Below are 14,559 nucleotides of genomic sequence, written 5' to 3' on the forward strand. Positions count from 1 at the left end.
GTGTAATCCCTTTTCCGGGATTGATGAAAGCACGTGCTGCGCTCGATCTGCGTCTTCAACCGGTTTTCTGTCCAGCGAACCGGCCAGCCAGCCGCAGCGAACCATGCGTTCGATCGAAAAGCTGCCTCTCAATACCGGCGACACGCACCTGAGACAGAATTGACGCATGAAGAATCTAATATTCGCAACTGGATTGGCAGTCGGTCTCCTCTGTCAATTGCTGTCTCCCATTCCGAGTCACGCATCGTCGTTGCGGGAAACACCGCTCGTCAAAGCGGTGAAGCGCGCCCAGACAGCGGTTGTGAATATTCACACCGAAAAGTCGTCGGATGAATCGAATTCGATTTTCGGCACGACCAGTCGCGGCAAGATCAACGGCATGGGCACCGGCATCGTCCTCGATGAGCGGGGCTACGTCGTCACCAACAATCATGTCATTGCCGGCGTCGACTCGCTCGAAGTTTCGCTGTGTGATTCCAGTCGTTACTCGGCTCATGTGGTCGCGTTCGATCGCGCTCACGATCTGGCCATCATCAAGATCGACGGCAATCCCAAGCTGGATGTCATGACGATCGGAACGTCCTCGGACCTGATGGTCGGAGAAACCGTGATCGCTGTCGGCAACGCGTTCGGTTATGTCCACACCGTCACCTCGGGGATCATCAGCTCGCTCTCGCGGGACGTCGAAGTCAACGAAGAGCAGCAGTACCGGAACCTGATTCAGACCGATGCCAGTATCAACCCGGGTAACTCCGGCGGACCTCTGTTGAATCTCGACGGGGAAGTGATCGGAATCAACGTCGCCATCCGAGCCGGCGCTCAGCGAATTGGCTTCGCCATTCCCATCGACGATGCCCGTGAGCAGATCGCCCGGTTGATGAGCGTGGAGACGCTCGAACAGAAGTACCACGGCCTGCTCACCCGCGATGTGAAGACGCCGGACAGTCTGCAGCTGATTGTCGACAACGTGAAGAGCGGCAGCCCCAGTGAATCAGCCGGTTTTCAGAACGGCGATGTCATCGTCCGCATCGGTCAGAATCAGATTGAAGACCGCGTCGACCTGGAACGTTCGCTGCTCGGTTTGCGAACGACAGACAACATTCCGATCCTCATTCGTCGCGGCTCCGATGAGCAGGAACTGATGCTGACCCTGTCTCGCCTTTCGGCCCGTCAGTTCGCCAGCGGCGTCGAAACGCCCTCCAGTTCCGCCGCTCAACCGGTCGCCTTCAACGGCTCCGACTGCTGGGATGTTCTGGGAATGCAGCTCGAGGAAATGACCGGCAATTCGAAGAAGCGTCTGTCGCCTCGATATCGCGGCGGCATGCAGGTTGTCAGTGTGCGTCCGGGGTCCCCAGCCGCGGCCAACGGGATCCGACAGGGAGATGTCCTGGTCGGTCTCCATGTCTGGGAAACGGTCAACACCGAGAACATCGATTACGTTCTCGATCACCCGCAGTTGAAGACCTTCAACCCGCTCAAATTCTTCATCCTGCGAAATGGCGAAACGCTCTACGGCCATTTGAACCTGACCGGAACGCAGGCAACCGCCAGTCGGTGATGGAGTCAGACGCTGGGCTCCAGGCGTTAGGCGCTCGGGCACGCTCCGAGCTTGCATTTTGTGCTTTCCAGCGTCGAGAAAAATCGTTCGCGACGAATGCCTGAGGACTGGCGCCTCGCTGCTTGATTCTCTACAATTGGGGAAGTCGGGGAGACATGCTCTCCCCTGCCCGACACTCCCCTTGAATCACGAACGAGCAGCTCATGTCACGTCCTAAGGTTTTCGTCACGCGCAAGTTCCCGGCCGTCGGGCTGGAGCGGATCTCTTCGAGCTTTGATGCCGATATCTGGGAAGGCGAACTGCCTCCGTCCCGCGAGGAACTGCTGAAGCGAATCCAGGGCTGTTCCGGCGTGCTGACGATGCTGTCGGAGAAAGTCGATGACGAGTTCTTCGACGCCGCCGGCGATCAGCTCAAAGTCGTCAGTCAGTACGCGGTCGGATACAACAATATCGATGTTGAGAGCGCGAAACGACGGGGCATCGCGGTGGGCAACACGCCCGGAGCTCTCACCAACGCCACGGCCGATCTCGCATTCGCCCTGCTGATCGCGGCCGCCCGCCGGATCACCGAAGCTCACGACTATATTCACGACGGAAAATGGAAAGCTTGGGAGCCGCTGGGGCACATTGGTTGGGACCTGGAAGGGCAGACCGTCGGCATCGTCGGAATGGGCCGCATTGGCCAGACCTTCGCGAAACGGTGCCACGGTGGCTGGGGCATGAACGTTCTCTATACCGCTCGCAGTCCGAAACCTGACGCGGAACAGGAACTTGCGGCGAAACGAGTTTCTTTCGAGGAGCTGCTCGAACAGTCCGACTTCGTTTCGGTTCACTGTGATCTGAACGAAGAAACGAAGGGAATGTTCGATGCCGCCGCCTTCAAGCGGATGAAATCGGATGCAATCTTCATCAACACCGCCCGCGGCAGCATCCACGTGCAGCCCGACCTGATTGATGCGTTAAAATCGGGACAAATTGGCGCAGCTGGTCTGGATGTGACCGATCCTGAGCCTCCTTCCGTCGATGATGAGATTCTACATCTGCCGAACTGCGTCGTTGCTCCCCACATCGGCAGTGCGACGCGATCGACGCGGGACGCGATGGCCAATATCGCTGTCGATAACCTGGAGGCGGGCATCGCCGGCAAGCCGCTGCGGTGTTCGGTCACTTAAGCCCTCGCGCGATATCGACTACAATCCGGTCCGCCTCGAATCGACGGCAGCATGCCTGGGGGCGTTCCGGGTGGTCGTCAGCACGTGGGTGCTCACCGCAGACCGTTTTTCGAGCTGAATAATCAGGGAAAGAGTGAATCATGGCCGACACGGAACGTTGGCAACCGATGGTCGAACGGGCCAGCCTGGCTGCCCGAAAGGCTGGCGAGATTCTGCAGGACTGGCGGGAACGTTTTACCGTTTCCGAGAAGAGTCGTTCCAATCTCGTGACTGAAGCCGATTTCGCCGCGGAGAAGGCGATCCACGAAACGCTGAGCGAAGCCTTTCCCGACCATGGATATCTCGGCGAAGAAGGCCTGAGCGAAAACGCGTCGACCGCGGATTACGTCTGGATCATCGATCCGCTCGATGGCACCGGGAATTACGTCCACGGATTTCCCTACTACTGCGTTTCGATCGGTCTGCAATATCAGGGGCGGATGGTCGTGGGGGTCATCTACGATCCGACACGGGACGAGCTTTTCACCGCGGCTGAAGGCTGCGGTGCGTGGAAGAACGGAAAACGCCTGCAGGTCAGTGGAACGACTCAGCTCTCGCAGGCGATGTGCGTGGCGAGTCTGCCGGTCGCCGGCGATCCGAATCATCCGGCTCTCGCGAGATTTATCCGGGCTTTGCCCCACGCCCAGACCATTCAGCGACTTGGGTCCGCGGAAATGAATCTGGCCTACCTCGCCGCTGGTCACCTGGACGCATTCTGGTCCTCGACGCTGAAGCCGTGGGACATGGCGGCTGGTATCGTCCTCGTGCAGGAAGCCGGGGGAACTCTGAGCAATCTGACCGGCGGGCCAATCGACATCCATGCCTGCGAAATTCTCGCCTGTTCGTCCAGCACACTGCAGACGGAGCTCGTACCAATATTAAAGCAGGACTGAACGATGTAGCCGTTCTGTCTGCGTGAGATGCTGCGTTTGAGACGAAAAGGTGTTCCAACGCGCTCAGACAGTCGACCGATTCGCTCGAATTGCGGATCAAATCTCGGCCAGTTCCTCAGTTTTTCTGGCGGATTGCCTGTTCAGGATAAATTCTTAAACCATCCCGATCCCGCTTACCTTCCTGCTTCAGGGTGGGCTAAAATAACAGAGTGGTGGGGCCACTACTTCGAATCGTTCAATTCTTTCATGGATCACCCGGCTTTCATCGCCGCAAACTGATCTCTCCGACCGATTCCCGCGGATCAATGTCTATGGGTTTCTGCCATCAATCCGAATACCGGAGCTGGACATCGTCGCTGATGAGCCTGCTGCTTTTGCTGGCAGTCCTCATCTCCGGTGCTCCGATTGCTGCGCAGCCTCCGGCGACACCTGAAACCAGTCCGCCGACACCGATGCCAGCTACACAGCCGGCCCCTGCACCCGATACAACCGCTGCCACCAGCCCGCCGCTCCCGCAGACCGACCGCGTTCCGCAGGACATCGTCTACATGCCCAACGAAGAGGGCAAGCCGATCGCTGTTCCGCTGAACGTTGTGCTCGAACAATACCTCGACTGGCTCGATCGAAAGGAACTCGCGGCTGGTGAGAATCAATTCTGGGTCTTGAGAAGCCTGTCGGCAACGGCAAAGCTCAATCGTGATGCCGAAGAGCGGCTCTGGGCCGATATTCGCTTTGACCTCGATTTCAATGTCGACCGGTCTCCGGAATGGAACTCGCTGCCGCTGATGATGGGCGAAAGCGTTCTCACCGGTTTCAGCCAGGTTCAGGAAAACGCCGAGGCTCCGAGCGATGGGCAACTGATGGTTTCGCGCGACATCGACAGCGGCCAATGGCTGCTCTGGTATCGCAATCTGGAAACGTTCCGCATCGACTTGCAGATGCTCACCCCGATCCGCAGTGTCAGCAATGAGAATCAATTGCTGCTCACCGTTCCGCAGGCTTCGCGGACCGAGATGGAAGTCCAGCTCGATCTGGAAAACCCGGCCATCGAGTTAAACAGTCGGGGCTTCTGGGAGCGGGACGCGAATGATGGCGGAGTCCTCGTTCGAATCGCCGGCTTTCAACAGCAGATCGATTTGACTTGGTCGGAGTCATCGATCGACATGAGCATCGATCCGATCGTCGATGTCGACAGCCGCGTCGAAGTTCTGCGACAGGGCGATTCAACGTCCATTACCGCCCGGCAGGCGGTCACGATTGAGCGCGGGGCGATTACGACGCTCAACGTCAAACTGCCTTCCGGATTTCAACCCGACAGCATCACGTCCGATCGCGATATGAAGTACATCTTCGATCCGACGGATCCGTCTTCGATTCAACTCAATTTCTCGCCGCCGCTGCAGACCACGGCTCAGATCAACTGGAAGCTCAGCGCTCCCGTGCGGCGGTTCGAGAGTCAGATTCTGATTGACGGTTTCAAAGTGGAACGGGCCCGCAAGGAAACCGGTAAGGTCGCTCTGCGGAAGTCCCCCGACTGGCGGATGACGCAGATCACGACACAGTCGGAGAACATCTTCGCGACCGATGTCCGCGACCTCACATTTGCCCCGGACGCCGTCCAGGCATTCCGCTATTACAGTCAACCATTTCAGCTGGCTTTGTCGGTGCAGCGGGCGAAGACAACCTTCTCCGCCGATGGCTACTTCAACCTGCTGGTGCAGGATCATCAGCTGGACCTGTCAGGCGAGTTTGTCATTACTCCCCGCAATGGTGTGATTGACGCCATCAGTCTGACCTGGAAGAACTTCGACAGCGATGGTTGGGAGCTGTCCACAGTGACGGCCGATGAGGTTCCCCTCGATGTGGTGTTTGAACGAGCCGACCAGCTTGTGATCAAGACCCCGAGTTGGACGACTCAGCACCGCATTCGATTCAAGGCCCGCCGGCCTCGAAACGCGTCGGCACAGAAAACAGACTCTGGCCCTCCGGCGATCGATTTTTCTCTCCCGGTCATCGCTTCGACGAACACCGACTTTCAGGACCAGATCCTGCGAATCGTTTCGTTGCGGCCCGATCGCCAGCCTCGACTGACCGGCGACGGTTTCGTCCCTCTCTCTGAGCAACGGATCGGCGTGTTGAAACGTCAGGCCAGTCTTTTCGATGTGGCGGGGACGAAGTCTCAACAGCTCGCCTGGTATTCGATGCTGGAGACGGATGAGCCGCGAACGCTGGCGTTCGACGTGGTTGATCGCAGTGTCGCCTGTCGGGAAAGTCAGATTCTGACACGGATCGATCTGTCCACGAATACCGCATCGATCGATCATGTCTTCGACTTCGACGTGGAAACCATCCCGGTCGATGAATTCCGTTTTCAGCTGTCGACGACGGGGACGGAAACCACTGCGGCGAAGTCCGTCCGCTTTTTCGACCAGGCTGGCGAAGAACTCAAGATGATCTCCCAGCCGATCGCTGCCACAGCGACCGCAGAAGGCGTTCCTCCGGTGACCCGCGTTGGGTTCATCTACCAGAGCCGGGAAGCAATTCGCGGGAAGTTGCGGATTCGAGCCCGGATGACCGTGCCGCTTCAGATCGTAGACGGCGATGTTGTTCGCGGAAGCTTCCCTCGACTGATCGCCCAGCCTAGTGATCGAAGCCGGCACGAGGTCATCAACCAGACGCCGTACAACGTTTCTCTCCAGGGCGAGGGCTGGCAGCTGGAAGACTCCGGTAACTATGCCACCTCGTTCGTGAATCTGGACAGCGAGGGAGCGAGAGACTTTCAGGTCGACCTGACACAAACCCGCACCGGTCTCGATGTCGGATATGTTGATGCCCGTGTTGAAACGTGGGTGGCTTCGGACGGGACGACCGTCACGAACATGCTGTTTCGGATCGCACGCACTCCCCCGAGTCTGCATTTTGATCAGATGGAAGGGGCGGAGATCCTGTCCCTCGTTGGGAGCCTGGATGGTCGCGCAGATTCGTATTTCCGCGATCCGATTGAGAACAGCCGGGGAACCAGTTTCCTGCTTCCCGACAATGCGGTTGGTTTGCCGGGACGTCTCGTTATCTCGATTCGTCATCCGTCTGAAACCGGCCTGACATCTCTGAAACAGCAGGCGTTGTCGTTGCCATCGCATTCTCTGCGGGATCACATCGGTCTGATGACGTGGGATTTGCTGTTTCCGAGCGGAGTTTATCTGTTTCAGCCACCCGACAACATGCTCTCGACCTACCGCTGGGAATGGCGCGGGTTCGGTTTTCGTCGCATCGCTCAGGAACCATTCGGTCTCGACCGCGAACAGGCGAACCTTCGAGACGCGAACGGCAAGTTTTCTCGATACCGGTTCACGAGCCATGGCTGGCCTGAAACGATGGAGTTCCGATCAATCGGCCGTGGCCTGCTCATCACGATCGGGTGTGGTCTGCCGTTGCTGTTCGCGATCGTTCTTCTCGGTCGATCAGCGACATCCCAGTTGCAGCTCCTGGTCGGCCTCATCGTCCTGGCGATCACGTTCGCGGCTCTGTTGCCTGAGCCCGCGCTGGTGCTCGCCCAGCCGTTACTCCTGGGGATGATCTCGATCGGAATCGCCACCTGGGGGGCTTACCACCTGCGTTCACGGCAGGAAGAACCGACATTGATTATCGTCGGGCCGCATCATGAAAGCGGGAGTAAGAGCGAAGGAGCGATCCAGATGGACGCTCACGGCGTCGGGGCGGACGACATCACCCGTATTCAGCCCCACCGCGAATTCGCCGAGTCGTCCCAGCATTAAGAGAGTTCGGCCCGCCTGTCCTTCACCAGATGAACCTCATGTCCCGCTTCGCTACATTCTGGAACTGCTTCCGGATCGCTGCCCTTCTAATGCTGATGAGCGTGAGCGGCAATGCGCAGCAGGCCGATGAATTTCCGTTTCGCCGCATCTATGTGCCGGAGAGTCAACCCGAGATCTGGCCGGCCGGTGACTGGCGACCAATCTCACCCGCTCGACTTGTCCCCTCGCCGCGAACCCTGATGCCACAAGCTCTGCTGGCCCGGGAAGGACGAACCCGGAAAGCCGCTTATACCGCCCGCTTCGAAGAGGGCAATCTCGTCGACGGCAGTCTTGAACTCGAACTGATGTCTGAGGACAGTTCGGCGGGGTGGGTTCGTTTCGGGGCAACAAGCCTCTGCATTCAGACGCTGTCCTGGGAGCGGGATTCGGAGAACTGGGGCGTCGGCACCGAAGGCCGGCTGATGGTGTATGCGAACAGCGACTCCAGAACCGTTTCCGGAAGCTGGACCCATCCCGGGCAAACCGAGGGACGCGCGACTCGTTTCGACATCGAACTCCCGACGAGCTCGAACTCGACCGTCCAGCTGAGTGTTCCGGAGCGATTCGATGTGAAAGTCGATTCGCAGGAACGGGTCGCCGTGTATGTTTCGGAGGCGAACAACGCATCGCGGAACTGGAGCATCATCGGCATCGAAGGAAACCGACTCTCACTGACGGTCGAACCGCGGCGCGGCCGCTTCGTGCAGCCGCAGATGGTCAGTCGCTTCATTCACCTCCTGAACGTCTCGGCTTCCGGGACGACGTTTACCACCGACTTCCAGTTTCGAATGGAGAATCGGGCCGAGCAGGAATGCCTGATCCAATTCCCGGCGAACTTCGAACCCCAGTCGGCTCAGTTCGATCAGGCGGAAGTGTTACAGCTTTTCGAGGCGGTCGAGCAGGACGAGAGTATCCGGGTCTACCGGTTTCCCTTTCCGCCTCAAAGTTCGCCCCTGGCGACGCTGCGGATCCGAGGACGGCTTCAGCTGGCTCGCGAAGGACAACTGGCAACCGGCTTTCCCCGCGTGCTTAATGAAGTCTCGCTGAACGGCGAGGTGAATGTCACCGTGGAAGCTCCTTATCAGATCCAGTCGCTCTCGACGTCTGGCCTGTTGCAGCAGAGTGCCCGATTCGTACAGGGAACGCGAGACCTGTGGAGCTACGCGGTGACCGAAGCCGATCCGCGTGTTTCTCTGCAGGCAGTCATTCCGGAAGCCCAGCTGCTGATCGATCAGATCGTGCAATGCCGGGACTCGACCGAATCCTGTCTGCTCGAACACTACATGCTGTGGACTCCCTCGCAATCGGGTGTCTATCAGGGGGAGTTCCACCTGGTCAACGGCTTTCAGGTCGTTGGCGTGGAAGCAATGTCGGACTCGACCGAGAACGTTGTCATCGACTGGACGGTTGGGCGTCGCAATGGCCAGAATCGATTGACCATTGATCTGGCGAATCAACTGACGGTCCGCGAACCGGTCGCGCTACGGGTGACTCTCGAAGCCCGCCCCGCGGCTACTGGTCAGCAACAGTTGACTCTTCCCGTTCTCATCCCGGTCTCGGGCCGCATCCGACAGTTTCTGCTCTCCGAAAAGAATCTGCAGATTGTCAAAACAATTCCGGAGCAGACGGAAATCGCTCCGGCCACGGCCAGTTCCCTCGTAACGGCCTTGCGTAAGCGCGTCCCCGCCTCGGCCGGGTTGCAGTCTGGAGCGGAAGCTCGTCTGACCGACGTGACACCCGCGACACGGATCGTCGTGCAGCGGTCATCGTCCGAGAGTCCGGAGACCTTGCCGAACATCTCCGAACGTCGCACAGCCGAACGTTGCGAAGTGCAGACCCGTCTGACGTACCAGGAAGACCGCATCGTCGCCCGATACCGAATCGAAATACCCCCGGTGATCCGCGAACAGGTCTCCTCCCTGTCATGGAAGATGAGCGTCCCCGGAACACAGCCGATGTGGAAACGCCCGCCCGCGAAGCCGACATCTGTTGCCACCGCGGGATCGACGGCGATGCTCTACACGAATACGGATGAGGCGAGTCAACAGCGGTGGACAAGTAATTGGGAGATGGCGGCTGAGGGCGGCTCGTTGATTTATGAAGCTACACTGGTCTGGCCGGACTCAGAGAGCTCAACGCTGCCTGTGCCTGTCGTGGCGACGGACGCGGCCTGGCAGGGACAGATCGAGTCGGCCGATCCGGAGCTCATCGAGTTCCGAACGCCGGCTGACCCCGACGCGGTTGTGTCCGCTCCTTTCGAGTACGGCCCGACATCATCACCACCCGAGTTGACCGTCCGTCGGAGAACAGAGGGAGAAGAGGACGCCGCAGCGGCAAAGGCTTCGACCTGGCGATCGAGTGTCTACGCGTTGCGACAGTCGACGCCAGCACCCCGATTGCAGACTCAGATCGATCTGGTCGCATCAGATCGCTCTCTGGAAGCCTCGCATGCACGCTTCACGTTTTCCACGCCTGTAGACCTGCAGTCCGTCTGGCTGAACGACACCTGTATTGCGGTCGAAGAGGTCGTCACGGAGTTCGAACTTCCCGACTATGCCGAGCGAATCGAGCGGGTTCGGCTCACGTATCAATCTGCCGATGCGGACTCCATCATTCTGCCGCAGAGCGTCCTCGTGTCCGATGAGTTGGAAATCGTTCTGTGCGTTGACAAGGACTTCGAGGTCACGACGGCCGGTCCCGTCACCTACTGGCGGCACTTCAGCCCCTCGGATTCCTTCGGTCAGACGGGATCGCTGACGGAGCTCATTCGTCATCTGCTGAGCCGGGGAACTCATCAGGCAGTTTCCACGCAGATCAAGTCGCCGGCTGACCATCACGTTCCCCTTCTAGGAACCCGCCCCGAACTTTCATGGGGCTGGATCCTATGGACGTTCGTGATCGCTCTGGTTGCCTTCTACGTCGGCGTTGCGGTTGGCGTTGTTCCACAGAAACCTCTGCTCGCCGTCACTGCGATTGTCTTTCTGGCATTGGCCTTCGTCCCGCCGGGGAACTGGTCGCATTATGCCTATCCCATCCTTGCCGCACTGTTGCTCGTCGTTCAACTGGGACCCGCCGTCGAACAATGGCGACGGAAGCGGTTCTCCCAGATCAGTGCAGATGGAGAAGGGCGTCCGGCGATCAATCCGATGTGGAACCTCCTGACGGGACGTCTCGTGCTGCTGATCGCCCTTTTTGGCGGGATGAGCGCGGTCGGTCGTTCTCAGGAACCTGCGTCGCCGATGCCGGAGGCCAGTGTGGCGACAGAGGCCGCGACTTCGACCTCACGCCGTGAAGATGTCCTGATCCCGGTGAGTCCGACAAAGCTGTCCAACGACTTCCAGGGGTTATCGCTCGATCAGTTTCCGGCTGTGGTTTACGTGCGACGGGAAGTGGCCGATCGCCTTCGCGTGCAGACGCCGCCGAGGACTTCCGGAAACGACGTCGTTTTCCGCAGTTCGAGTTACCGACTCAGACCGGACGGACGCGGGCAGTATTCCCTGCAATGTGACTTTGAGATCATCGAGAAAGCTCCGGAGCCGTTGTCGCGATTTGTCCTGCCGATCAACAACATCAGCGGCATCTCGGCCCTTCGCGCGGAGGTCAATGGGCAGATCGTCAACATGACGCCTCTGCCGGAGAACAAAGGGCTGGAAATCCCCCTTTCGGGGATCGACCTTTCCACGCTCAATCTGACATCGCCGCCGGGCCCTGGCCGGAGTTTCGGGCGACAGTCGGCACCATTTCGGCGCTATGTGGTCAGAGTCGATGTTCTTCCTCAGCAGTCGAATGTGCTGGACGCCACGCAACTTTTGATGAATGTCCCCGCTGCGGCCCGATCCCAATTGATTGTGCCGGCAGAGCTGGCCCCGCTGGTCAGTGTGGATAACGGATGGACCAGCTCGGGATCGTCGCGGTTTCCTTCCGAAGAAACCCCCGAGTCCATCACCTGGACGCTCAGCCCATCGGATCAGCTGAGAATCAAACTCGACGAACCAGGTCTGACGCCGGGAACGGCCGAGAGATCCGGGCTGACCTTGAAAGACTCGACCGCGCTCGCGGAAGTTCAGCTCGATGTTGTCGAATACACCTGGCAACTGCATTTCGATATCCGCACCGCCGGCCGGCACGAGATTGAACTCCTCCTGCCGCGAGAACTGATTGTTCAGAACATCGTCGGAGCGGAATTACTCGGGATCAGTCTGGGAGTCGAGGAGGACGATCTGCAGCGAGCACGGCTGGAGCTCACTCCTTCCGCCGTCGGTTCAGCCGTTGTCGTTGTGCAGTTTGTCGCGCTCCCGGAATCGAGCAATGGCGACTACCTGCTGACATTGCCGCGTCTGCTGCCTGCGGATTCTTCCCGCACCACGCTGCTGGCGATTCAGACAACCGTCCCCGGCTACCGCGTGGCAGCGGAGATCAATGGAAGCTCCGCGAGCCGACTGACGGCGGAATCGTTCCAGGCAGTCTGGCGGGAGCCCGCCGTGCTCACACCGAACGTTCAATGCTTCCGCTTGACGGAGCCCCAACAGGTTCGTCTGGATCTGGATCGGATCCCCTCGGCTCTGTCGATTGATGCCGAACACACCGTGTCTGTCGAGCAAAAAGATGTGCGGCTCGACTCAACTTATACGGGTCGCTCCACTGGAGCGCCCCTGTGGCAGCTTGATCTGACGAACGACCTGGGCTGGGTGCCCACAGTCGTTACGGTTCGGGAAGGGACGCAGGTCATTACGACTCGCGTCCTGCGAGAAGGCCGACGTGTCCGAGTCTGCCTGGAACAGGAAGTGTCTGAACCTTTCCAGCTTTCGATTTCGTGGCAGAAACAGAGAAGCGTGCGAGCCACGAGGATTGACGTGACGCCTCCACGCGTGCTCAACACGACGTCCCAAACGGAGTCGGTTCGAGTTGTCAACGCGATTTCTCGCTATCAATGGGAGTTGATTTCTCCGCAGGTGTCCCAGGATGCACTGCCACAGCCGGCTCGGTCCGAGTCGAAAGCCGAGCAGCCGGAAAAGGCTCTGCCGGAATACACACTTCGTCGGACGATCATGGAGGAAGCCACGCCGACACCCCGTGAAGGTGAGTCTCAAACAGGCACCACTCCTTTTGGCGATTCTACGGGATCGGGAGACGCTAACGACGCCGACCAGACCGCCGCGACGATCGATCGCTCAATGCCGCTGACTCTTCTGGTCGATCACACGTTGTCGCTGCGAAATGACCAGATTCTGGGAGAGACGCTGATCGTGCGCCCCGCCGACGGCGAACAACAGAAGAACGAGCCGACGATCTTCCAGGTCGAACTTCCGGCTGGAGCGGAATGGATCGATCATCGGTCGAGTGACAATCTCTTCATCGATGACTCCATAGCGAACGTCGTCTCAGTTACCGATTCGGCGTCACTCGACGAAGTCACCTACGTGATCCTTCATTGGCGCAGTCCTCTTCAGTCCCGTTTCCTGGTTGACCAACGATTGGCTCTACCGCGCATTCCAGCCGCGACGCGAACGCAGTGGCGAGTCCTGCATCGAAGCAACTCGGTCGGCTCGGACAGAACGGCCGTCGCAGCCTGGGCGTCGTATCTTTCGGCCCTTCAGGCCATCGGACGCGATGCCGCCGCCGACCCGGCTACGAATCGCAACGCCAGTTTCGATGCCTCGGCCTTTCGCAATGAGAATCCTTCCCTGAACGAAGCCGCCCGAAGCGTTGAACAGCTCATGGCGGAATCCGAGACCGCTGTCGCGCGAGGATGGGAGCGGATCCGGGAGCAGTCGTGGCTGTCGCTTTCTTCGCACGACTATGCGAGCGTGATCGGTGAGGGAACAACTCTCGGCCCCGAGTCCGAAATCCGCCAGCAGCATCGCGAGAAGATCCCGCGCTGGGGACTCATCGTTCTGTCGCTGACATGGGGAGCCGGACTCCTCGGCTACTATGCACGAGAGAAGCCGCTGTTCAAACGACGGCATCTGCTCGTGCTGAGCCTGATGATGATTGGTTTGCTACTGGTCCTGCTTACCTCGGCCTAAAGCATTTTCATGCTTCTCCTGCAGTCGCATGGACGCCAATCCCCTGAGGTACTGACTTTGCTGTAGATAGGCGCTCAAGCTCTTGGATCGCATCTCATTATCGGCGGTCCACTCACGCCAGGGTAAAGTACATCGTCACTAGCGAAACGATTACACAGTAGACGGCAAAATACCGCAGACGATTGCGTCGCACGATTTTGAGCAGCATTTCGAGAGCGCCGATTCCGACGACAAACGAGACAGCCGCTCCAATCAGCAGGTAGACGTTGAGCCCCAGTCCTGCTTCGCTTTCCAGCATTTCTTTAGCATGCAGCAATGTCGCCCCGGCAATCGCCGGAATGGCGATCAGAAATGAAAAACGGGCAGCGTCTTCTCGGGAGATGCCGACCATCACGCCGCCGGCAATTGTCGATCCTGACCGAGAGATCCCCGGAACGATGGCGACCGCCTGAAAGCATCCGACCAGCAGAGCCTGCCACCACGTCGGTGTCTTGGGTTCGGGATTTTCAGCGATCGGGTCCTTGCTGCCGAGCCAGTCGCTCAGCGAAAGAAAGGTCGCGGTTACGAGGAGCCCCACTGCGGCGACTGCAGGTGTCGAGAACGCCATCTCCAGATGATCTTTCAGCGTGAACCCGACGACCACGATGGGGATGGTGGCCAGAATCACCGACAGGATCAGCGGGAAGTCCCGGATGTAGTTCCGCAGGTCGCGGCGGTAGACCACGAGAATGGAACCGAGCGTGCCGAGGTGCAGAGCGATGTTCATCGCCAGATCGTCCGTCGATGTCGCCGACGAGGAGTCAGGAAGTAAAGCGTTGACGATCACCAGGTGGCCGGACGAACTGATCGGCAGGAATTCGGCGATCCCCTGCACGATTCCGAGCAGGATCACCTGAAAGAGCTGTTCCACATCCATGTGTTCTTCTCCGTAGAGTCGGTCGCGGCGTTCCTCGCAGCGAGTCTGACTGAAGCCGTCTAGAGCGGATCGCTCTCCCGTTTGTCCGCGTCTGAGCGATTCGTCGCCGGAAACGCCGCCTGATCCCGGACGGGACTGTT

General features: G+C 59.1%; 6 protein-coding genes. 5 read left to right on the forward strand and 1 reads right to left on the reverse strand.

Annotated features, from left to right (window positions below):
- Positions 1 to 166: 166 nt before the first annotated feature.
- The 5 genes from L1A08_RS15355 to L1A08_RS15375 all read left to right on the forward strand — a co-directional run bounded on the left by L1A08_RS15355 (position 167) and on the right by L1A08_RS15375 (position 13,503).
- Positions 167 to 1,558 (forward strand): trypsin-like peptidase domain-containing protein, encoded by a 1,392-nt coding sequence (locus L1A08_RS15355; RefSeq protein ID WP_238757324.1) that lies wholly within the window; start codon positions 167 to 169, stop codon positions 1,556 to 1,558.
- A 203-nt stretch (positions 1,559 to 1,761) separates the two neighbouring features.
- Positions 1,762 to 2,730: a 2-hydroxyacid dehydrogenase gene (locus tag L1A08_RS15360; protein WP_238757325.1), complete on the forward strand. Its 969-nt coding sequence runs from the start codon at positions 1,762 to 1,764 to the stop codon at positions 2,728 to 2,730.
- A 140-nt stretch (positions 2,731 to 2,870) separates the two neighbouring features.
- On the forward strand, positions 2,871 to 3,662 hold the full coding sequence (locus L1A08_RS15365; RefSeq protein WP_238757326.1) for an inositol monophosphatase family protein: 792 nt from the start codon (positions 2,871 to 2,873) through the stop codon (positions 3,660 to 3,662).
- Between the two features lie 359 nt (positions 3,663 to 4,021).
- Positions 4,022 to 7,438: a hypothetical protein gene (locus L1A08_RS15370; RefSeq protein WP_238757327.1), complete on the forward strand. Its 3,417-nt coding sequence runs from the start codon at positions 4,022 to 4,024 to the stop codon at positions 7,436 to 7,438.
- A 38-nt stretch (positions 7,439 to 7,476) separates the two neighbouring features.
- Positions 7,477 to 13,503: a hypothetical protein gene (locus L1A08_RS15375; RefSeq protein WP_238757328.1), complete on the forward strand. Its 6,027-nt coding sequence runs from the start codon at positions 7,477 to 7,479 to the stop codon at positions 13,501 to 13,503.
- A gap of 112 nt (positions 13,504 to 13,615) precedes the next feature.
- Here the strand turns inward: L1A08_RS15375 and L1A08_RS15380 are convergent, their stop codons facing one another.
- Entirely contained in the window at positions 13,616 to 14,419 is an 804-nt protein-coding gene (locus L1A08_RS15380; protein WP_238757329.1) for an undecaprenyl-diphosphate phosphatase, read from the reverse strand.
- Positions 14,420 to 14,559: the final 140 nt, after the last annotated feature.

It is taken from the genome of Rubinisphaera margarita (genome assembly GCF_022267515.1).
In the GTDB taxonomy this organism is placed as follows: domain Bacteria; phylum Planctomycetota; class Planctomycetia; order Planctomycetales; family Planctomycetaceae; genus Rubinisphaera; species Rubinisphaera margarita.